The sequence below is a fragment of the [Roseibacterium] beibuensis genome, from assembly GCF_039542305.1.
Classification (GTDB): Bacteria; Pseudomonadota; Alphaproteobacteria; order Rhodobacterales; family Rhodobacteraceae; genus Roseibacterium; species Roseibacterium beibuensis.
Map to the genome: position 1 here is coordinate 347,889 of NZ_BAABHW010000001.1, position 19,828 is coordinate 367,716.

The window sequence follows — 19,828 nt, forward strand, 5'->3', positions numbered from 1 at the left end:
GAGGCCGCAGGCCGAGGGGGCAGCGCCCCCTTGCGCGGGCGTCAGCCCGCGCCACCGGGCGACGCGCGGAACGCGCGGCGCAACCCCTTATGCAGGGGTGCGGTCTTCGGTTGCCTCGCGGAAATGGCGGCGGCACAGGGCGACATAGCGGTCATTGCCGCCCACCTCGATCTGGTCGCCTTCCGTCAGGGCCTTGCCGTTCTCGTCGACGCGGATCACCATCGTGGCCTTCTTTCCGCAATGGCAGATCGTGCGGACTTCCCGCATCTCGTCGGCCAGCGCCAGAAGCGCGGCCGAGCCGGGAAACAACTCGCCACGGAAATCGACCCGCAGACCATACGCCATGACCGGCACATTCAGGTCGTCCACGGCCTGCGCCAGTTGCCAGACCTGGTCGCGGGTCATCCACTGCGCCTCGTCGATCAAGACACAGGCGCAGGGGCCTTGCTGCAGCCGCGCCGCGATCTTGGCAAAGAGGTCATCGTCCTTGGTGTAGGTATCGGCCTCGGCCTCGATCCCGATCCGGCTGCCGATCTTTCCCGCCCCCGCCCGGTCATCGAAGCTGGCGGTCAGAAGATAGGTCTGCATCCCGCGTTCATTGTAGTTGTAGGACGCTTGCAGAAGCAGGGTCGATTTCCCCGCATTCATGGTGGAGTAGTGGAAATACAGCTTGGCCATGGAGGGGGCTTGTGCCGCAGCCGGGCGTGCCCTGCAAGATTGACCCTGGCCGCCAAACGCGGTTTTGTGCGCCAAACCAGGGAACGGGGGCGGATATGGGCGACGCGGCCAAGGGCTATCTCAAGCGCCATACAGAACGCTTGATCAAGGATGTCGGCTACGCCGCCGCCTGCGAGTTGACGGGTCGGTCCAAGGCGACGCTTGGGCGCTATTTCTCGGAAGCCGAGGAGCATGCCGAACGCTTCATGCCGGTCGATGCTGTCGCGGCGCTCGAAGCCGCGTCCAGTTTCCCGCATGTCACCGCAGCCTTGGCCGAACTGAACGGCGGGCAGATGAGCTATGGCGCGGACCGGCGCAACTCGGTGCGGGGCGAGGGCGAGGCCGGCGTGAATGCCAATGTCATCCGCCTCAGCCAGCGCTTCGCGATCCTGATGGCGGAATATCACCAGTCGATCGAGGATGGCGTGATCTCGGTCAACGAGGCGCGGCGCCTGCTGGAAGAAACCCTTGAGCTGCAGAAGGTTCTCGTCGAGATGAAGCTCCGGCTCGAAGCCGAAAGCCGCAGCTAGCCGAGTCGGTAAGCCAAAGACGTCAGCCCGCCCGTTCCACGATCACCGAGCCGACGGAGTAACCCGCTCCGAAGGAGCAGATCAGCCCCATGTCGCCGGGTTTCAGATCCTCGGAGTATTTCGCAAAGGCGATGATGGACCCGGCCGAGGACGTGTTGGCGTAATCCTGCAGGATGTTGGGTTGCTCCCCCGGTTCGGGCGTGCGGCCCAGGACCTTCTTTCCGATGTAGTCGTTCATGGTCTTGTTGGCCTGGTGCAGCCAAAGCCGCTTGAGATCATCTGCCCGCACGTCCGCATCGGCCATGTGATCAGCGATGTGGTGCGCGACCAGCGGCAGCACTTCCTTGAACACCTTGCGCCCGTTCTGCATGAACTGCATGTCGCGCCGATCCTCCATGTGCCCTTTACGGGTGCGGCGCAGGAACCCGTCATTGTTGCGGATGTTGTTGGAGAACTGCGTCGCGCAGCGGGTGGACTGGATGATGAAGTGCGGCCCGGTCGCAAGGTCTGCGCGCTCGATCAGCACGGCGGTGCAGACATCGCCGAAAATGAAGTGGCAATCGCGGTCGCGCCATTCCAGGTGGGCCGAACAGATCTCGGGGTTCACGACAAGGGCGCGACGGATGCTGCCCGACCGGATCATGTCGGCGGCGGCCTGGATGCCGAACGTGGCCGAGGAACAGGCGACGTTCATGTCGAAGCCGAAACCGCCGGTGCCCAGCAGGTCCTGGATCTCGATGGCGATCGCGGGGTAGGCGCGTTCGTGGTTCGACGCCGCGCAGATCACCGCGTCGACTTCAGCCGCATCCACGCCCGCCATGTCCAGCGCATCGCGACAGGCCGACAGCGCCATTTCCGCCATCTGGCCCGGTTCGTCATCGCCGCGTTCCCGCAGCCAGGGGTGCATCACCTCGGGGTCCAGAACGCCCGATTTGTCCAGAACGTATCGCTGTTCGATGCCCGACGCCGCGACGATGAACTCGGAGGAGGAGGGCTGTTTCGCCTCGATCTCACCCGCCGCGATGGCCTCGGCATGGTCCGCGTTCCAGCGCGCCGCATAGGCGTTGAACGCGGCGACCAGTTCGTCATTTGTGATGACCTGCGAGGGCGTGAAAACGCCTGAGCCTGTGATGGCGGGCTGGTACATGTCTCTCTTCCCTTGTGGTTCAGGCAAAGGACCGCAGGGCGCAGGCCTGGTCAAGGGCGTGGATGCGAAACGCGGGCCGGTTTTGGGCCGGCCCGCGCAGGTGTCGTCGCGTCATGTGTCGGCGATCAGGCCGCGAGACCCAGTTTATGCAGGTGGATCTCGAAGATCGGGTGCATTTCCGAGCCGATGACCGTGCCATTGTGGTGGCGGAAGATCGAGCGCCAATAAGGTTGGATGATCACGCCCTCGTCGATCAGGATCTGCTCGATGTCGGCCATCAGAACACGCCGGGCATCAGCATCGGCAATGGCCGAGGCTTCCTCCAGAAGGCGGTCGAACTCCTCGTTGGCGAAGGCCGTCTCGTTCCAGGCGACACCGGATTTGTAAGCCAGCGTCAGGTTCTGCACGCCAAGCGGTCGGTGGCCCCAGTCGGTCGACGAGAACGGGTAGTCCGCCCAGTCGTTCCAGAACGTGTTGCCCGGATAGATGGTGCGAGTGACGTTGAAACCCGTGTCGCGCAACTGCGCTGCGCAGGCATCGGTGGTTGGCCGGCGCCAACTGTCGTCGATGGAAATGAGCTCGTGCTCGTAATCCATCTGGCCGGCTTCCTCCATCAATGCACGCGCGGCCTCGGGGTCATACACCGCCGGGCCGATATCGGCGTATTCGGGATGCACGGGGCAGACATGGTGGTTCTCGGCCACGGTGCCCAATCCGTTCACCCCGAGATCCAGCAGAACCGCGTTATTGACACCCAGTGCCAGGGCGCGGCGCACGCGAACATCGTCATAGGGCGGATTGTTCTGGTTGGTGCGGATGACCAGTGTCTGTGCCGATACGGCCTCGTTCTTTGTCCAGCCGATGGCATCGAAGACGTCCACGAAATCGCCGAGCGTTTCGTAAAGCATATCGACCTCGCCGGCCTCTGCGGCGGCGACATGCGCGGCCTGGTCGGTGCCAAGATCGATAAAGACGATCCGATCCAATGGCGCGGAGTTGCCCTCGTCCCACCAGGTGTGATCGGTGTTCTTCTCGAGAACCGCGCGCACGCCGACCTCGTATTCGACCATGCGATAGGGGCCGGTGCCGATCTGGTTATCGGCCGGGTTCCCGCTGAAGCCCGCCTGCACGATGGCCGAGGGGTAATCGGATATCGTCGGCAGAATGGTGATGTCGGGCCGGGACAGGTTCAGGCGCACGGTCAGATCGTCGACGATCTCGATAGCGCCGTCGCGCGCCGCCGTGCCGTCCTCGTTCTGCAGCGCGCCCATGCGGGACGCCATGGAGTTGCCTTCCATCGAGCCGTCGCACCAGCGGTTCACATTATAGGCCACGTCCTCGGCGGTGAAGGGCGTGCCGTCGTTCCACATCACGCCCGGGCGCAGGTTCAGAACGTAGACCGTCGCATCCTCGTTCACCTCCCAGCCTTCTAGCAAGCGGCCTTCGAACGTGCCGTCGCGGTTATACTGCACGAGGTATTCCAGCCAGCCGCGGCAGATATTGGCGACTTGCGGCCAATCGAAGGTCGGCGGATCCTTCAGGGCGCGCACGTCTTGCTGGATGCGCAACTCTCCACCCTGCTGCATATGCGCCTCGGCGCGGGCCGGGGTGACGCCGATCAGGGCATAAGCCCCGGCGGCGGAAACGCCGAGCGCGGTGGCCCGGGTCAGGAACTCGCGCCGCGACAGGGTGCCGTCGGCAACCTCCTGCGCGTAGGCGCGCGCGGCGGGATGCACGTTGCGTGCGGAAAACATCATGGAAAACTCTCCCGGTTGGACCGTTCAGGTGTCTCTCTCTGTCGGCGGTCGCATGGTCCAAAAACGACATGAATGATTAAAAACGACATGCCCGTCGCTGGCAACCAGAGATCAGCCAACGCGCATCTGTGATGGCCGGGCTTCTTGACACGCCTGTGAAACTGACCACCTTGCGCCCGACCCAGAGACGGAGGCCTTTGTGGCGCAATCTCCCCCGCCGTTTTCCGGCTACGAATTCATGATCGCCTGGCGCTACCTGCGCGCGCGCCGCGCCGAGGGCGGGGTCAGCACGATGACCTGGATCAGTTTCATCGGCATCGCATTGGCCGTCATGGCCCTGATCGCGACGCTGGCGGTTCGCTCGGGGTTCCGGCACGAATTCGTGGGCACGATCCTCGGTGCGAACCCGCATGTCAGCGTGTTGGGGCAGGAACGCTACGCCTATACGGATGAAGAACTCGAACTGATCGCCAGCAACCCCGATGTCGCTGCGGCGCTGGAGGGTCGGGCGGCCACGACGCGCACGATCGCCAACCCCGAGGAGGTTGCCGAGGCGGTGCGCGCCGTGCCGGGGGTGGTGCATGCCGCCGCCGTGATCCGGGCCGAGGTCATGGCCAGCGCCTCGGGCGAGGACACGCTCGGGCAGGTGATCGGCATCACCTTGGAGGATTTGCGGACCGTGCCCCTTGTCCGCGATCCTGAGATCTACTGGGGCGACCTCGACCGCTTCGAAGAGGGGGTGGCGATCGGGGATGCCTTGGCGCGGCGCCTCGGGATCCGCGTGGGCGACGAGATCCGCATCACATCCCCCAACGGCGCGCAGACTGCGGGGGGGCGAGCGGCCCGGATCGGCAGTTACGAGGTCGTCTATATCTTCCGTGTCGGGCGATACGACATCGACTCGATCCGGATCTACATGCCGATGGCCGAGGCGCAGAGCTTCTTCAACCGTGACGGCGTCGCTGACAGCATAGATATCGCGGTGGAAGACCCCGAGGGCGTGGAGGCGATGTATGCGCCGCTGGCGCGCGCCGCCGGCGAGGGTGTCTACCTGCGCACGTGGGAGGACAGCGCCGGGGCTTACCTGCGCGCCTTGCAGATGGAAGATAACGTGATGTTCATCATCCTCTCCATCCTCGTGCTGATCGCCACGATGAATATCGTCTCGGGCCTGATCATGCTGGTGAAGAACAAGTCGCGCGATATCGGCATCCTGCGCACCATGGGCCTGACCGAAGGCGCGGTCCTGCGCGTGTTTTTCATCTGCGGCTCGGCCATCGGGGTTGCAGGAACGGTCATGGGGGTCGCGCTGGGCTGTGCCTTCGCGATCTGGATCGACCCGATCTTTTCCTTCGTGAACTATCTTGCGGGCGGGGGCGTCTGGGACCCTTCGGTGCGGTTCCTGTCCAGCCTGCCGGCGCGTCTGGAGCTTGGCGACGTGCTCAGCGCGGTCAGCCTGTCGCTCGGCCTGTCCTTTTTCATCACGATTTTCCCGGCGCGGCGCGCGGCGCGGATGAACCCGGTCGAGGCGTTGCGCTATGAGTGATCCCGTGCTGTCCCTCGACGGGATCGAAAAGGGCTACAACCGTGGCAAGGCGAATGAAGTGTTGGTGTTGCGCGGTGCAAACGCCGTGATCCAACCGGGTGAGGTGGTCGGCCTGGTCGCCCCCTCCGGGGCGGGGAAGTCGACGCTTCTTCATATCGCGGGGCTGCTCGACACGCCTGATAGCGGGCATGTCGTGATCGCCGGGCAGGACATGGCGCAGGCTTCGGACCGGGCGCGCACGACCGTGCGACGCGATCTTGTCGGCTTCGTCTACCAGTTTCACCACCTGCTGCCGGAATTCACGGCAGCGGAGAATATCATCGTTCCGCAACTGGCCAACGGAACGCCGCGCGGCGAGGCCGCTGATCGCGCCGAGATGTTGCTGGCCAAGGTGGGTCTTTCCGCCCGCGGCAGCCATCGGCCCGGTGCGCTGTCAGGGGGAGAGCAACAACGCGTCGCCTTCTGCCGTGCCCTGGCGAACGCGCCGCGCCTGCTGCTGGCGGACGAACCGACCGGCAATCTCGACCCGGAGACGTCGGATACCGTCTTCGGTGTGCTGATGGAACTGGTGCGCGAGACGGGCATGTCCGCGCTGATCGCGACCCATAATCATGACCTTGCGGCGCGCATGGATCGCGTGCTGCGCCTCGATCAGGGCGTGTTGGTCAACGGGTGACGGGCGCCAGTGGCAACCGCGGTTACGGGTGCGTCTCGAACCAGGCCAGGATCTCGTCCAGGGTTTTCTGACGCCGCCCGGGGCTTTCCATCAGAACCTCGTGTTCGCCGCCCTCGATCTCGACATAGCGGCCACCGGGCCAATCTTGCATCCGTTCGCCGACGATCGGCACCTCGACGATGCGTTCACGCGTGCCGACAATGGCCAGAACGGGCATGTCGAGCGGCTCCTTGCGCATCAACTCCCGCGTTTCCCGCAGAGCGGCCCGGACCCACAGGTTCGACGGCCCACCGAGCGCAAGCTCGGCGTGCTGACGGATCTGGCGCATCATGTAGTCGAACTGGTCGCGATCCGTGGTCAGCGGGTTGTCGTCATACTCCATCGGCTCCCACGGGCCTGTGGTGGGCGCGAAGGTGGTGCCAAATCCCAGCGGCCCGGCCAGCCCAAGCACCACGGAGGCGATGGACTTCAGGAACGGGGTCATCTGGATGCCCCACATCGGGCCGGTGAACGCTGCCGATTGAACGGGCAAGCCATCGTAAAGGGCGCGCAATCCGATGCAGCCGCCCATGGAATGCGCGAGCAGGTAGAAAGGCCCCTGCACCCCCAGCGAGTCGAGCCCCGCGCGAAACGCGTCCACGTCCTGCCGATACTCGTCGAAACTGGTGACGTGCCCCATGTCGCGCCGATGCATGGGACGGTCGGCGAGGCCCTGGCCCCGCCAGTCGAACGCGGCCATCCCGTAACCGGCGGCCGCGAAATCGGCCGCCAGCCTGCCGTATTTCTCGACATACTCGGTCCGGCCGGGGAACATCAGGATCGTTCCCTTCTCGCCTTCGGGCCATAGCCCAAGACGCAGCCGCGTGCCATCGGCGCTTGTCACCCACCATGCGCGCGCGCCCGCAGGTCCCTCGGCGATATCGTCGAGGAACGGGGCGGGCTCGAGCTCTGGGATGGATCTGGCCGACAGCATCATACTCAGCTCAGCGCAGACCCGAGTTTCATCGCGGTGCCCATGTCCCCGTCGAGTTTCAGACGGCCCGACATGAAAGCGGCGGTCGGGTCGAGATCCCCGGCCAGGATTTCCTGGAACGTGTCCGCATCCGCGGTCATCACAACATCGGCGGCATCGTCGTCCGATGCCTCGCGCACGGTGTCGCCGTCAACGTAGACAGTACCTTCGTCCTCGATGACGAATTTCGCCGTGCCGTCGAAGCCGCCGTCAAGTTTCGCAGCGATTGCCTCGACAGCCGCGTTGATCGTTTCGCTCATGGGTGGTCTCTCCGTCTTGTCCTTGGTCCTGTGGCGGTGCCCGGCTCGCGCGCGTTTGATGTGGATTGCGCCTTCGGGCGTGCTACAAAACCAACCATGAGGTTTCCGAAACGCATTCTCAACGTTCTCGTTGCGGCAGTCATCTGCGGGTTTCCCGTAGTTGCAGCGGCTCAAGTCACGGCCGACGAGTTGCTGGATCGACTCGCCCAGCCGGATTTGCGGAACTGGGACGTTGTCGAGGCGCAGCTTTACCAGGAATGGTCGCGCTCTGGCTCGGCGACGGCGGACTACCTGCTGCGCATGGGGCGCGCGGCGATGGAGGCGCAGGATTACCCGGTGGCCTACGACCATCTTACGGCGCTGACCGATCATGCGCCGGAATTTGCCGAAGGCTGGAACACCCGCGCCACGCTGTTTTTCGAGATGGGCAGCTACGGCCCCGCGATTGCCGATATCCAGCGCACCCTGGTGCTTGAGCCCCGTCACTTCGGTGCGCTGAGCGGGCTTGGCTTCATGCTGGAAGAGATGGGCGAACTGGAAGATGCGCTGGCCGCGTTCGAAGCCGCCCGCGCTATACATCCCCACCATCCCGAAATACAAAGCGGCATCGAACGCATCGAGCGCCAGCTGGAAGGCCGGACGCTCTAGGCAGCGGCACCTCGGGCCCGAAGGGGATTTGCCATGCAGGACTTGAGCGGACGCGGTCGTGTTGCCGCCGTGCTCGGCCCCACCAACACGGGCAAGACTCACTACGCGATCGAACGCATGCTGGCGCATCGCACCGGCATGATCGGGCTGCCGCTGCGTCTGCTTGCCCGCGAAGTCTATGACAAGATCGTCGCCCTGCGCGGCCCGTCGGTGGTTGCGCTGGTCACCGGCGAAGAGCGGATCGTCCCCGAGCGCACGCAATACTGGGTCTGCACCGTCGAGGCGATGCCCATGGGCCTGGGGACGGATTTCCTGGCCGTGGACGAGATCCAGCTTTGCGGCGACCTGGAGCGCGGCCATGTTTTCACGGATCGCCTCCTGCATGCGCGCGGGCTGCACGAAACCTTGTTCCTTGGCGCGGACACGATGCGCAACGCCATCGCGGCCCTGGTGCCGCGCTGCCAGTTCATGCGCCGCGAACGTTTTTCAGAGCTTGTGTATGCAGGTTCGAAAAAGATAAGCCGGATGCCCTCTCGCAGCGCGATCGTGGGGTTCTCGGTCGATAATCTCTATGCCACCGCCGAGTTGTTGCGCCGGCAAAAGGGTGGCGCCGCGGTGGTCATGGGGGCGCTTTCGCCCCGGACCCGCAACGCCCAGGTCGAGCTTTACCAGAACGGCGATGTGGATGTGTTGGTGGCCACCGACGCCATCGGGATGGGCCTGAACCTAGATATTCGGCATGTCGCCTTTTCGGGCCTGCGCAAGTTCGATGGCCGACGGATGCGCGACCTGATGCCGAACGAACTGGCCCAGATCGCGGGGCGGGCCGGGCGCCATACGCAGGCCGGAACCTTCGGCGTCACGGGCGAGGCGCCGCCCCTCGATGACGGTCTCGCGCAAGCGATCATGGAGCATCGCTTTGCGCCCGTGCGAAAGCTGCAATGGCGCAACTCGGACCTCGATTTCGGGTCCGTCGCCCGTTTGATCGCGTCGCTGGAAGAGCGGACTGATGACGAATGGCTGGCCCGCGCCCGCGAAGCCGACGACCTCAAGGCGCTGAAAGATCTCGGCGCGCGGAGCGAGATCGCCGAGCGGGTTCGCGATGCGCGGGATGTGAAGCTCCTGTGGGATGTCTGCCGCATCCCCGATTTCCGGGGAATCAGCCATGCCGAACATTCCGACCTGTTGGGGCGCATTTTCGGATTTCTCCACGAAACGGGCCGCGTTCCCGACGATTGGCTGGCCCGGCAGGTCAAGCGGATCGACCGGACCGATGGCGATATCGACACATTGTCGAAACGCTTGGCGTATATCCGCACATGGACCTATGTCGCACAGCGCTCGGGGTGGGTTGATGACGAAACCCATTGGCGCGGGACGACCCGTGCCGTAGAAGACCGCCTGTCGGACGCCTTGCATGGTGCGCTGACGCAAAGATTTGTCGACCGGCGGACGAGTGTCCTCCTTCGCCGGTTGAAACAGAAGGAGAGCCTGGTGGCCGATGTGAATGACAAGGGTGAAGTGACTGTCGAAGGCCAGGTGCTCGGCCGGATCTCAGGATTCCGTTTCCTTCAGGATGAGACAGCCAGCCCGGACGAAGCCAAGACGCTGCGGCAGGCCGCCATGGCCGCCCTGCGCCCGGAATTCCACCTGCGCGCCGACCGCATGTACAACGCACCCGACACCGAGTTCGACCTGACCGAGCAGGGCGGCCTCATGTGGGGCGAGATGGCGGTTGGCAAACTGGTCGCCGGCCCCGAAGTGCTGCGCCCGACGGCCGAGGCCTTCGTCGAGGAAGAAGCCGGCGCCGAGGTGATCCAGAAAGTGCAGCGGCGTTTGCAGCACTACATTGACCGCCGCATCGCGGCCCAGTTCGAACCGCTCGTCGCCATGTCGCGCGATGAAACGATCACCGGGCTTGCCCGCGGCGTTGCCTTCCGCCTGTTCGAAGGGTTCGGGATCGTGCCGCGCACCGAGATCGCCGACGACATCAAGGCGCTCGACCAGGAGGCGCGCGGCCTGCTGCGCAAGCATGGGGTGCGGTTCGGCCAGTTCACGATCTTCCAGCCCGCCCTGTTGAAACCCGCGCCGACCCGCCTGCGGCTGGTGCTTTGGGGGTTGGCGCAGGGCATGGACGAGTTGCCCGACAGCCCGCCGCCGGGTCTCGTGACCATCCCCAACGACACGGCCCATAGCCGCGAATACTACACGATGGCGGGTTACCGCACCGCTGGCACACGCGCGATCCGCATCGACATGCTGGAGCGTCTTGCCGACATGCTGCGCGGACAGGATACGCGCGGCGGGTTCGAAGCGACGGCCGACATGTTGTCGATCACGGGCCTGACCCTCGAACAATTCGCCGATCTCATGGGCGGTTTGGGCTACAAGGCCGCACGCGGAGAGCGCGCGAAGGTGAAGGCTGCGCCGGAACCCGCTGCGACCGATGCACCGGAAACGGTGGACGAGACGCCGCTTGGCGCGACTGTCCCGACCGGGCTGGAAGGGGCAGATACGCCCGACCCCGAAGCGCCGACCGAGGTGCCGGGCGAAACCCCGGCCGAGACGCCGGTCGAAGCCCCGAGCGAAGCCCCCGCCGAACCGCCGACCGAGTTGCCGGAGGATACTCCGTCCGAGGCTCCGGCCACGCCGCCTGCGGAAACGCCGGAGACCGGGGCAGAGCCTGAGATGGAAGTGTTCTACACGTTCGCCTGGGCGCCACGCCGCCGGGCCGGCGGTGCGCCGCGAGACCGCGCAGATGCGGGCCGGGGAGCCCCGGGCGGCAAGCCCAAATCCGGTCGCAAGCAAGGCGGCGGCAAGCCCCGCGGCAAGGGCGGCAAGCCCAAGCATGACGACAAGCCGCGGAGCTTTTCGTCTGCCCCCAAGAAGAAAGAAAAGGCGATCGACCCGGACAATCCGTTCGCGGCCCTGGCGGCCCTCAAAGATCGGTCCTGACGCCATTTGACAGAGCCAAGGCGCACGGATCGACTCGATCGCTGGTTGTGGCAGGCGCGGTTCTTCAAGACCCGGAGCCTTGCCGCGCGCCGCGTGTCCGAAGGCGCGGTGCGGGTCAATGCCGACCGTGTGACGAAACCTGCCGCCAGCGTCGGAGAGGGGGACGTCCTGACCTTTCCGCAGGGGCGACAGATCCGCGTTGTTCGAATTGCGGCGCTTGCGACGCGGCGCGGCCCGGCGAGCGAGGCGCAAACCCTCTACGACGACCTGACACCGCCCGAGGACAAGGGCGCAGCCCCGGCCCGGGTTGGCCCGCGCCCGACCAAGAAGACGCGGCGCGACCTGGACGCGTTTCGCGGCGCGGCGGAAGACGACTGAAAGCTGCGCGAAAAAATCGCATCCGGACGCTCGGGTTGGTCTTGGAAAGCTGTCAACCTGGCTTTACAGTTGCCCAACACATGGTCTGATGTCACAGGGTGGGTGCCGAGGCTTGCATCGGTCATTCGCCTCGCGTAGCAGACCCCAAGAACGACCATCCGAGGGTATCGCATGACGTATGTCGTGACCGAAAATTGCATTGCCTGCAAGTACACCGATTGCGTGGAAGTCTGCCCCGTCGACTGCTTCTACGAGGGCGAAAACTTTCTTGTCATTCACCCTGACGAATGCATCGACTGCGGTGTTTGCGAACCGGAGTGCCCGGCTGACGCGATCCGGCCCGACACCGAACCCGAGATGGAAAAATGGGTCGAGATCAACCGGAAATATGCCGAGATGTGGCCGGTGATCATCACCAAGAAAGATCCGCTCCCGACGGCGGATGAGATGGACGGCAAGCCCGACAAGATGGGCATGTTGTCCGAAGCGCCCGGCGAAGGCGGGTAACGGACAGACGAAACGGCGCGCATCCGATTCGCAGGGCCATGAAATCTTGGGGTCCGAAGCGGCGTCGCGGTCCAAAAAGTGACGTGTAACCCCCTTTATTCAAAGAGGGAACGCTCTGTCTGTGTGCGCGAATCTTTAAAGTGGCCGTTTTTTATGTTATGTAACGGTTACAAAAATTGTCTGTCTGTAGTGTCGACCGGGTCTGCCAACCCGACTTAGTTCAGCGATTCACATCCCTTGCTGGTGGAAGGCTTCGGTTTTCCGCGGGCAATTTGTGTCGCTCATGAACGGGCTTCCGACGCCACGGAACCAAAAAGGAACTGCCAATGACCAAACGGAAGTCGCAAGAGTTCAGCGCGAATGACTATGTCGTGTATCCTGCCCATGGCGTGGGACAGATCGTTTCGATCGAAGAACAGGAGATCGCAGGCCTTAAGCTCGAACTCTTCGTCATTTCGTTCGAAAAGGACAAGATGACCTTGCGCGTGCCCACGGCCAAAGCGACCGAGATCGGCATGCGCTCGCTCAGCTCCCCCGATGTCGTGTCCAAAGCGATGGAGACGCTGAAGGGCAAGGCCAAGGTCAAGCGGGCCATGTGGTCGCGCCGCGCCCAGGAATATGAGCAGAAGATCAATTCCGGTGATTTGATCTCGATTGCCGAGGTGGTCCGTGACCTGCACCGCGCCGACGATCAGCGCGAGCAGTCCTATTCGGAACGTCAGCTCTACGAAGCCGCGCTCGAGCGTCTGACCCGCGAGCTGGCGGCCGTGAAAGGCATGGACGAGGCCAATGCGCAGCGCCAGGTTGACGAGGTGCTGACGGCCCGGGCGGCCTGATCCCGCCTATCGGCGTATTATCGCTAAGGAAATCCAGACCCGCCGCGCCTGTCGCGGCGGGTTTTTCTTTGTGATAGAAACAGGTTCGGGGGACGGGAACCTCTGCATCGCGTCATGCGTTGCCACCCAGTCTGACATCTGAAAGGACCCGGAATGAAAAAGATCTTCGCACCGATTGCGCTTGTCGCTGCCCTTGGCACGGCTGGCTGCCAGAACCTCAGCCCGCAGGATCAGGCCAACCTTGGCCTGCTGGCCGGTGCGGGTGCTGGCCTGATCACCGCCAACGCGCTGAACGCCAACGCCAACTGGACGATCGTCGCTGCGCTGGCCGGTGCCGCCGTCGGCACGCTGGTTGCACGGAATGCGCAAACCGGAAACTGCGCCTATTCGAACGGGGATGGCACCTACACGGTTCGCCCCTGCTGACCAGACCTGACCGCGCTGCGTGTCGCTTCCGGGTGCCAGGTGACAGGCATCCATGGTGGGGCTTCACGGCAGCACACGGAATGAACGCCCGCTGCAGATCTTGCAGCGGGCGTTTTTTGGGTCCGGTCGAGAAGGGGCGGGAATGATGCAGCCACCCATGCTGAGGCGGCGGCCGGCCCCTTAAGTGTCGCGACCGCCGGGCCGCCTTGGCGCCACTCCGCGAAGCGTCCCGGCCAGGGCGCCAGCATCGCCGCGGCGCCTGCGCCCCTCGGTCGGCGCTTCTTCGGTGAGCCCGTCAAGTTGGCTGAGCAGGGCGGTTTCGAGATTGTTGTTCAGTTCGCGGGAACGTTCGACATAGGCCGTGTTTTCGGCGACGGGCACACCCGGTTTCCAAAGTTCGGCCAATTCGCGCAGGTTCTGACGGTCGTGGCGATAGAAAGCGATCTCAAGCTCATGGGCTTCGTAATCGCTCAAACCCATGCCTTCGAGGACGTAGCGCGCGGCCCGCAGCGAACTGTCGAACATCTCGCGCACGATATGGTCGGCCCCGGCGTTGTAGAGCTCGTAGACATGCAAGCGGTCATGGGCACGGGCGACGATGGCGATATCGGGGCGCAGCCGCCGCGCATATTCGACCAGTTGCACGGCAGCCGCCTTGTCATCGACCGCCACGACGAGAACGCTGGCCTCGCCCAGCCCTGCGGCGGCCAGCAATTCGGGCCGCGTCGGGTCGCCGAAAAACCCCTTGAAGCCGAAGCGCCGCATCAATTGGATCGTGGCGAGGTCACTATCGAGAACCACGGTGCGAAAGCCGGAGGCCTGGACCATCCGGTTCACCACCTGACCGAACCGCCCGATGCCGGCGATGATCACCGGGGCTTTCTCGTCGATTTCGTCATGTCGGGGTGTTTCCTCCGGCTCACTGGCCAACCGCTTGCCGATAAACTCGTAGACGATGAAGGACAGCGGCGTCAGCAGCATGGAAAGGGCAACCACGAGCAATATGATCTCGCCGATGCGGGGCAGGAACACCCCCTGCTGCAAGCCGAATGCGACAAGGACGAAGCCGAATTCGCCCGCCTGCGCGAGGCCGAGCGTGAACAGCCACCGATCGCGCCCCTGAAGGCCGGAGACGAGCGCGATGACCAGAAGGACCAGCCCCTTGCCGATCATCAGCGCGATGGTCAGTGCGATGATCAGGACGGGATTGCCGAACAGCGTGCCGAAATTGATACCGGCCCCGACCGTGATGAAGAACAGGCCCAGCAACAGCCCCTTGAACGGCTCGATATCCGCCTCAAGCTCGTGGCGGAACTCGGAATTCGCCAGAACGACCCCGGCAAGGAAGGCACCAAGCGCGGGGGACAGTCCGACGAGAATCATCAAGAAGGCGATCCCGACCACGATCACCAGCGCGACTGCCGTGTACATTTCGCGGATGCGGCTGGCGTGAATGAACCGGAAAAGCAGGGGGGACAGGTAGCGGCCGGCCAGGATGATCGCCGCGACAGCGGCCAGCGTCACAAGGGTCACCCCCCATGCCGGTAACCCCTCGACCAGCGACATCGCATGGTGTGCGTCTTCCTCGGGGGCGCGATTGATCGAGCCGTCCTCGGAAAAGGTAATGCTGCGCCCCAAGGCCAGCAGCGGGAGGATGGCCAGGGCCGGGATGACGGCGATGTCTTGTGTCAGCAGGACCGAAAAGGCCGAGCGCCCGCCCTCGGTCCGCATGAGGTTTTTCTCGGTGAGGGTCGTCAGCACGATTGCCGTGGAGGACAGTGCAAGGGTCAGGCCGACCGCCAGCGAGGTCTGGAGCGGCAGGCCGAGCAGGTAGACCCCTATGGCGATGGCGACTGTCGACAGCAGAATCTGTGCGCCCCCGGTGCCGAGAAGCTTTTTGCGCATCTCCCAAAGGCCCTTGGGATCCAGTTCCAGCCCGATCAGGAACAGCATCAGCACAACGCCGAACTCGGCGTAATGCTGGAGATCGGCGGTTTCGGACCCGACCAGGCCAAGGACCGGGCCGATCATGATGCCGGCGATCAGGTATCCAAGAACGGACCCCAAGCCGAAGCGCACGGAAAGCGGCACCGCGATGACCATAGCGGTCAGGTAGATCGTACCTTGTAGCAGGATGCCTTCCATGCCGGTTCCATTTCATGCTCGATGCCCGGCCCAACCCTATCCGTGCTGCAGATGCAAAGTCCATTGGCGACGGCGGCCGGTGTGCATATCCACCGCGCGTCAGCTGCGCGCAGGGTGTCTTCGGCCGGAAGGAGGTCAGGTTTCGTCCAGCCAGGGCGGCGCCACGGGGGCCCCGTCCACGCGGACTTCTCCGGCCTCGTTGTCCAGCACCACGGGATTTTCGAACAGGGTCAGGGTGGGGCGCACACCGAAACGCCCCTCCATCCAGTCGGCCCAACCCTCGTTGAACCAGGCTGCGGCATCCTCGCGGGTTGCGAACTCGTAGATGCCGCCGCCCCCGGCCTCGCTGTTGAGGAAATACTTCCGCCGCAGTCCCTTTACCTTGTGAAAGATCCGGGTCGCGTCCAACGATTGCTGCGCGACGAAGTCATGATCGCGTTTCGGCCCGTCGAGCGGGATCTGGACAAGGGCGATGATCATGCGGGCCTCTCCGAAGGGGTCTCGTCGGGGCAGGATAGGGCACATGGCGTCTGCGTGCAAAACGCCGGCCTTGTCAGGGAAGACAGGATGCCGCATCAAGGCGATCTGAAACGCAAGGGCCGCTGATGAAACGTTCCGAAATCAATGCAATCATGGCCGAGGCCGATGCTTTCATCCGGTCCTTCGGCTTTGTCCTGCCGCCGTTTGCCTATTGGACGCCGGAGGAGATGAAATCGCGCCGGGCCGAGATCGACCGGCTGATCGAAGGCCGGATGGGCTGGGACATAACCGATTTCGGGCAGGGCGATTTCGACAAGCTCGGGCTGTTCCTGTTCACCCTGCGCAACGGGCGGCTCGATGACCTGAAACGGGGCACCGGCATGTGCTATGCGGAGAAGCTGCTGATCTCGAAGCAGGACCAGATCAGCCCGATGCATCGCCACTACCTCAAGGCCGAGGATATCATCAATCGCGGTGGCGCGACCTTGGCGATCGAGCTTTACGGTTCCGCGCCCGATGGGTCCTTCGACGAAAGCGCTGGCGGAACCGTCCTGTGTGACGGGATCACCCGCCACTTCACACCGGGCGAGATCCTGACCTTTGCGCCGGGCGAAAGCGTGACCCTCATGCCCGGGGATTGGCATGCCTTCTGGGGGGAGGGCGGTGACGTGCTGATCGGCGAGGTGTCGACCGTCAACGATGACGAGACCGACAATTGGTTCCGTGATCCCATCGGGCGCTTTGCTGCGATCGACGAGGATGAAGCGCCGACGCATCTCCTTGTCTCCGACTACGCGAGCTGGCTGTCATAGGCGAAGACCTGCGCGTTACGCGTCCTTGACGGGCCCCAGCGCGCGCCAGCCGATATCGCGGCGGCAGAACCCCTGGGGCCAGTCGATCCGGTCGACCATGGCGTAGGCGCGATCCCGTGCCTCCTGCAAGCTGTCTCCGCGGGCGGTGACGTTCAGGACGCGACCGCCGGAGGCGGTGATCTGACCGTCCACTTTCTTCGTTCCGGCGTGAAACACCATGTTGAACGAGTCCTCCGGAAGGCCCTCAAGCCCGCCGATCACGCTGCCTTTCGCGTATGCGCCGGGATAGCCCTTGGCCGCCATCACGACCGTCATGGCATGATCCTCGGCCCATGTGACCTGCATCTCCGCCAGCCGCCCTTCGGCGCAGGCCAGCATCAGGTCGAGCGCCTGCGCCCCGAGCCGCATCATCAGCACCTGGCATTCCGGGTCGCCGAAACGCACGTTGTATTCCACCAGGCGCGGCTGGCCGTCTTCGATCATCAGGCCGGCATAGAGAACACCGCGATAGGGTGTGCCGCGCCGCGCCATCTCGGCGACCGTCGGCTTCACGATCTGGTCGAGGGCTGCTGCCGTGACCGCCTCGGTCATGACGGGGGCAGGGGAATACGCGCCCATGCCGCCCGTATTGGGGCCGGTATCGCCTTCGCCGACACGCTTGTGATCCTGGGCCGTGCCGATCGGCAGGACGGTTTCCCCGTCGGACAGGACGAAAAAGCTCGCCTCTTCGCCAGTCATGAATTCCTCGATGACGACCTCCGCCCCTGCGGCCCCGAACGCGCCGCCGAACATGTCGTCGATGGCGGCGAGGGCCGTGTCCTCGTCCATCGCGACGACCACGCCCTTGCCCGCCGCAAGGCCATCCGCTTTCACGACGATCGGTGCGCCCGTGTCGCGCACGTGCCGCTTGGCCGACTCGGCGTCGGTGAACCGAGCCCAGGCCGCCGTCGGCGCGCCGCAGGCATCGCAGATTTCCTTGGTGAAGGTCTTCGACGCTTCCAGTTCAGCGGCAGCCTTGCTCGGCCCGAACACCAAAATCCCGGCATCCATCAACATATCCACAACGCCCGCCGCTAGCGGCGCTTCGGGACCTACGATTACGAAATCAATCGAATTTTCGGCTGCGAACTCGGAAATCCCCACAGGGTTTTCCCCATCGAGATCCGCACATTCCGCAATCTCGGCGATGCCCGCGTTGCCAGGGGCAACGATCAGGCGATCACATTTCGGGTTTTGCAAGACAGCCCAGGCCAGCGCATGTTCGCGGCCGCCACCGCCAAGGATCAGGATGTTCACGGGCAGGTATCCTTTCGTCTCGGTCGCGACGGGATACCGCCGCTTGGGCGCGGGCACAATAACGCCCTGACGCGCCCCTTTGCAGAGAGGTTGCGCCGGCCGCTCCTGCAACTAAGACTGCGGGCATGGATGATCTGATCGACGACGACAGCCCCGGCAACGCGCCGGAGTTCACCGTCTCCGAACTTTCGGGGGCTGTGAAACGGACAATCGAGGGCAGCTTTGCCCATGTGCGCGTGCGCGGCGAGATCGGGCGTCTCAGCCGACCCCGGTCGGGGCATGTCTATCTCGACCTCAAGGATGACCGGTCGGTTCTTGCGTCCGTGATCTGGAAAGGCGTCGCCAGCCGGCTGAGCCACGCGCCCGAAGAAGGCATGGAAGTGATCGCAACCGGGCGACTGACCACCTTTGCGGGGCAGTCGAAGTACCAGTTGGTGATCGAGGATCTGCGGCCAGCCGGGGCGGGGGCCCTCATGGCGATGCTGGAAAAACGCCGCGCGGCCCTGGCCGCCGAAGGCCTGTTCGACGAGAGCCGCAAGCAAAAGCTACCCTTTCTTCCCGATGTCATCGGCGTCGTCACGTCGCCTTCGGGTGCCGTCATCCGCGATATCCTGCACCGGTTGCGGGATCGCTTTCCGCGGCATGTCCTGATCTGGCCCGTTGCCGTGCAGGGCGAGAAATGCGCGCCCGAGGTGGCCCGTGCCATACGCGGCTTCAATGCCATGCCGGAGGGTGGCCCCATCCCGCGCCCCGATCTTCTGATCGTCGCGCGCGGCGGCGGCAGTCTGGAGGATCTTTGGGGGTTCAACGACGAGGCCGTGGTCCGCGCGGCTGCCGACAGCCGGATCCCCCTGATCTCGGCGGTGGGTCACGAGACGGACACCACGCTGATCGATTTCGCGTCTGACCAGCGCGCACCGACGCCCACGGCAGCGGCAGAGATCGCCGTGCCCGTGCGGATGGACCTGTTGAACTGGCTGCGCACGCAAGAGGGGTATCTCAGCCGCGGCGTGACGCAGGCGTTAGGCCTGCGGCGGCAGAGGCTTGGCGATCTTTCGCGCGGCCTGCCGCGCCGCGACAGCCTGCTCGATGCGCCGCGGCAGCGGCTCGACCGGTTGGTCCTGCAACTTGGCCCCGCCCTGCGCCACGCGACACAGATCCGGCGGCGCGAGCTGGACCACCTGGCCTCGAACCTCAACCCCGCGCTGGAGCGCGCGGTGTCCTCCAAGCGACTGGCCCTTGGCCGCGCCTCGGCGGGATTGTCGCCCGCGCGGCTGGCGTCGACCCTGCGCAGCCGGCGCGAGCGTCTGACCTCTCTCGCGGGGCGGCTCGATCCGTCGCGCCTTTCGGCGCGGCAATCCACGGCCCGGGACCGGCTGGATGACCTGTCGCGTCGGTTCGACCGTGCGGCCCGCGCCGACCTGCGCACACGGCGCGACAAGCTCAGTTCACTGGGCAGGCTTCTGGCGACATTGGGATACGAGGCGACCTTGCAACGCGGCTACGCGGTGATCCGCGGGGGCGACAATGTCGTGACCCGTCTTGCGCAGGCCGAGGGACAGCCCGCGTTGGAGATCGAATTCGCGGATGGCAAGCTTGGCGTGACACCGGCCTCGGCGTCGCCGCGTCCGAAGGCGTCGAAATCGCCGAAGAAAGATCCCCCGCCGGATCAGGGCTCACTCTTCTGAGGCAAGCAAGGC

Annotated in this window: 19 protein-coding genes; 11 read left to right on the plus strand and 8 right to left on the minus strand. The window is 64.6% G+C overall.

Annotation, left to right across the window (positions count from 1 at the left end; genetic code table 11):
• Nucleotides 1–87: 87 nt before the first annotated feature.
• Nucleotides 88–678: a thymidine kinase gene (locus ABD923_RS01745; RefSeq protein ID WP_259547009.1), complete on the minus strand. Its 591-nt coding sequence runs from the start codon at nt 676–678 to the stop codon at nt 88–90.
• A gap of 95 nt (nt 679–773) precedes the next feature.
• Here ABD923_RS01745 and ABD923_RS01750 point away from each other — a divergent pair, with 95 nt between their 5' ends.
• Nucleotides 774–1,247, plus strand: a complete 474-nt coding sequence (locus tag ABD923_RS01750; protein WP_222188943.1) for a hypothetical protein — start codon at nt 774–776, stop codon at nt 1,245–1,247.
• 22 nt (nt 1,248–1,269) lie between these two features.
• Here the strand turns inward: ABD923_RS01750 and ABD923_RS01755 are convergent, their stop codons facing one another.
• Together ABD923_RS01755 and ABD923_RS01760 are read right to left on the minus strand one after the other, a co-directional pair.
• Nucleotides 1,270–2,394 carry a beta-ketoacyl-ACP synthase III gene (locus tag ABD923_RS01755; RefSeq protein ID WP_259547008.1) on the minus strand — a complete coding sequence of 375 codons (1,125 nt, stop codon included), beginning with the start codon at nt 2,392–2,394 and terminating at the stop codon, nt 1,270–1,272.
• A 125-nt stretch (nt 2,395–2,519) separates the two neighbouring features.
• Nucleotides 2,520–4,148: an ABC transporter substrate-binding protein gene (locus tag ABD923_RS01760; protein ID WP_259547442.1), complete on the minus strand. Its 1,629-nt coding sequence runs from the start codon at nt 4,146–4,148 to the stop codon at nt 2,520–2,522.
• 202 nt (nt 4,149–4,350) lie between these two features.
• On the opposite strand from ABD923_RS01760, the gene ABD923_RS01765 reads away from it, so the two are divergent.
• Together ABD923_RS01765 and ABD923_RS01770 are read left to right on the plus strand one after the other, a co-directional pair.
• Entirely contained in the window at nt 4,351–5,697 is a 1,347-nt protein-coding gene (locus ABD923_RS01765) for an ABC transporter permease (RefSeq protein ID WP_259547007.1), read from the plus strand.
• A complete protein-coding gene (locus ABD923_RS01770; protein ID WP_259547006.1) occupies nt 5,690–6,373 on the plus strand; it encodes an ABC transporter ATP-binding protein in 684 nt (227 codons plus the stop codon). Before ABD923_RS01765 ends, ABD923_RS01770 begins: the two co-directional genes overlap by 8 nt.
• A gap of 22 nt (nt 6,374–6,395) precedes the next feature.
• On the opposite strand, the gene ABD923_RS01775 is transcribed toward ABD923_RS01770, so the two are convergent.
• Both ABD923_RS01775 and ABD923_RS01780 read right to left on the minus strand, forming a co-directional pair.
• Nucleotides 6,396–7,349 carry an alpha/beta hydrolase gene (locus tag ABD923_RS01775; protein ID WP_259547005.1) on the minus strand — a complete coding sequence of 318 codons (954 nt, stop codon included), beginning with the start codon at nt 7,347–7,349 and terminating at the stop codon, nt 6,396–6,398.
• Nucleotides 7,350–7,351: 2 nt separating this feature from the next.
• Nucleotides 7,352–7,645, minus strand: a complete 294-nt coding sequence (locus ABD923_RS01780) for an SCP2 sterol-binding domain-containing protein (protein WP_259547004.1) — start codon at nt 7,643–7,645, stop codon at nt 7,352–7,354.
• 96 nt (nt 7,646–7,741) lie between these two features.
• Here ABD923_RS01780 and ABD923_RS01785 point away from each other — a divergent pair, with 96 nt between their 5' ends.
• From ABD923_RS01785 to ABD923_RS01810, 6 genes are all read left to right on the plus strand, one after another.
• Nucleotides 7,742–8,293, plus strand: coding sequence for a tetratricopeptide repeat protein (locus tag ABD923_RS01785; RefSeq protein ID WP_259547003.1), 552 nt, complete (start codon nt 7,742–7,744; stop codon nt 8,291–8,293).
• 33 nt (nt 8,294–8,326) lie between these two features.
• Nucleotides 8,327–11,248, plus strand: a complete 2,922-nt coding sequence (locus ABD923_RS01790; protein WP_259547002.1) for a helicase-related protein — start codon at nt 8,327–8,329, stop codon at nt 11,246–11,248.
• 6 nt (nt 11,249–11,254) lie between these two features.
• On the plus strand, nt 11,255–11,626 hold the full coding sequence (locus tag ABD923_RS01795) for an RNA-binding S4 domain-containing protein (RefSeq protein ID WP_259547001.1): 372 nt from the start codon (nt 11,255–11,257) through the stop codon (nt 11,624–11,626).
• 171 nt (nt 11,627–11,797) lie between these two features.
• Nucleotides 11,798–12,133: a ferredoxin FdxA gene (gene fdxA, locus ABD923_RS01800; protein ID WP_259547000.1), complete on the plus strand. Its 336-nt coding sequence runs from the start codon at nt 11,798–11,800 to the stop codon at nt 12,131–12,133.
• Between the two features lie 326 nt (nt 12,134–12,459).
• Nucleotides 12,460–12,969, plus strand: coding sequence for a CarD family transcriptional regulator (locus tag ABD923_RS01805; protein WP_222188928.1), 510 nt, complete (start codon nt 12,460–12,462; stop codon nt 12,967–12,969).
• 153 nt (nt 12,970–13,122) lie between these two features.
• The gene (locus tag ABD923_RS01810) at nt 13,123–13,395 is read left to right on the plus strand and encodes a hypothetical protein (protein WP_222188926.1); all 273 of its coding nucleotides are present in this window, start codon (nt 13,123–13,125) and stop codon (nt 13,393–13,395) included.
• A 180-nt stretch (nt 13,396–13,575) separates the two neighbouring features.
• On the opposite strand, the gene ABD923_RS01815 is transcribed toward ABD923_RS01810, so the two are convergent.
• Both ABD923_RS01815 and ABD923_RS01820 read right to left on the minus strand, forming a co-directional pair.
• Nucleotides 13,576–15,540: a monovalent cation:proton antiporter-2 (CPA2) family protein gene (locus tag ABD923_RS01815; RefSeq protein WP_259546999.1), complete on the minus strand. Its 1,965-nt coding sequence runs from the start codon at nt 15,538–15,540 to the stop codon at nt 13,576–13,578.
• A 135-nt stretch (nt 15,541–15,675) separates the two neighbouring features.
• Nucleotides 15,676–16,020: a hypothetical protein gene (locus ABD923_RS01820; RefSeq protein WP_259546998.1), complete on the minus strand. Its 345-nt coding sequence runs from the start codon at nt 16,018–16,020 to the stop codon at nt 15,676–15,678.
• 125 nt (nt 16,021–16,145) lie between these two features.
• Between ABD923_RS01820 and ABD923_RS01825 the strand changes: the two genes are divergently transcribed.
• The gene (locus ABD923_RS01825) at nt 16,146–16,832 is read left to right on the plus strand and encodes a D-lyxose/D-mannose family sugar isomerase (protein WP_259546997.1); all 687 of its coding nucleotides are present in this window, start codon (nt 16,146–16,148) and stop codon (nt 16,830–16,832) included.
• 15 nt (nt 16,833–16,847) lie between these two features.
• On the opposite strand, the gene purD is transcribed toward ABD923_RS01825, so the two are convergent.
• The gene (gene purD / locus ABD923_RS01830) at nt 16,848–18,128 is read right to left on the minus strand and encodes a phosphoribosylamine--glycine ligase (protein WP_259546996.1); all 1,281 of its coding nucleotides are present in this window, start codon (nt 18,126–18,128) and stop codon (nt 16,848–16,850) included.
• A gap of 125 nt (nt 18,129–18,253) precedes the next feature.
• Here purD and xseA point away from each other — a divergent pair, with 125 nt between their 5' ends.
• Nucleotides 18,254–19,816 (plus strand): exodeoxyribonuclease VII large subunit, encoded by a 1,563-nt coding sequence (xseA, locus tag ABD923_RS01835; RefSeq protein ID WP_259546995.1) that lies wholly within the window; start codon nt 18,254–18,256, stop codon nt 19,814–19,816.
• Nucleotides 19,817–19,828 lie beyond the last annotated feature (12 nt).

Excerpts from the sequence above, each read along its gene's own strand:
- ABD923_RS01745 (WP_259547009.1), bottom strand. The coding sequence starts at position 678 with ATGGCCAAGCTGTATTTCCACTACTCCACCATGAATGCGGGGAAATCG.
- ABD923_RS01750 (WP_222188943.1), top strand. The coding sequence starts at position 774 with ATGGGCGACGCGGCCAAGGGCTATCTCAAGCGCCATACAGAACGCTTG.
- ABD923_RS01755 (WP_259547008.1), bottom strand. The coding sequence starts at position 2,394 with ATGTACCAGCCCGCCATCACAGGCTCAGGCGTTTTCACGCCCTCGCAG.
- ABD923_RS01760 (WP_259547442.1), bottom strand. The coding sequence starts at position 4,148 with ATGTTTTCCGCACGCAACGTGCATCCCGCCGCGCGCGCCTACGCGCAG.
- ABD923_RS01770 (WP_259547006.1), top strand. The coding sequence starts at position 5,690 with ATGAGTGATCCCGTGCTGTCCCTCGACGGGATCGAAAAGGGCTACAAC.
- ABD923_RS01775 (WP_259547005.1), bottom strand. The coding sequence starts at position 7,349 with ATGATGCTGTCGGCCAGATCCATCCCAGAGCTCGAGCCCGCCCCGTTC.
- ABD923_RS01780 (WP_259547004.1), bottom strand. The coding sequence starts at position 7,645 with ATGAGCGAAACGATCAACGCGGCTGTCGAGGCAATCGCTGCGAAACTT.
- ABD923_RS01785 (WP_259547003.1), top strand. The coding sequence starts at position 7,742 with ATGAGGTTTCCGAAACGCATTCTCAACGTTCTCGTTGCGGCAGTCATC.
- ABD923_RS01790 (WP_259547002.1), top strand. The coding sequence starts at position 8,327 with ATGCAGGACTTGAGCGGACGCGGTCGTGTTGCCGCCGTGCTCGGCCCC.
- fdxA (WP_259547000.1), top strand. The coding sequence starts at position 11,798 with ATGACGTATGTCGTGACCGAAAATTGCATTGCCTGCAAGTACACCGAT.
- ABD923_RS01805 (WP_222188928.1), top strand. The coding sequence starts at position 12,460 with ATGACCAAACGGAAGTCGCAAGAGTTCAGCGCGAATGACTATGTCGTG.
- ABD923_RS01810 (WP_222188926.1), top strand. The coding sequence starts at position 13,123 with ATGAAAAAGATCTTCGCACCGATTGCGCTTGTCGCTGCCCTTGGCACG.
- ABD923_RS01815 (WP_259546999.1), bottom strand. The coding sequence starts at position 15,540 with ATGGAAGGCATCCTGCTACAAGGTACGATCTACCTGACCGCTATGGTC.
- ABD923_RS01820 (WP_259546998.1), bottom strand. The coding sequence starts at position 16,020 with ATGATCATCGCCCTTGTCCAGATCCCGCTCGACGGGCCGAAACGCGAT.
- ABD923_RS01825 (WP_259546997.1), top strand. The coding sequence starts at position 16,146 with ATGAAACGTTCCGAAATCAATGCAATCATGGCCGAGGCCGATGCTTTC.
- xseA (WP_259546995.1), top strand. The coding sequence starts at position 18,254 with ATGGATGATCTGATCGACGACGACAGCCCCGGCAACGCGCCGGAGTTC.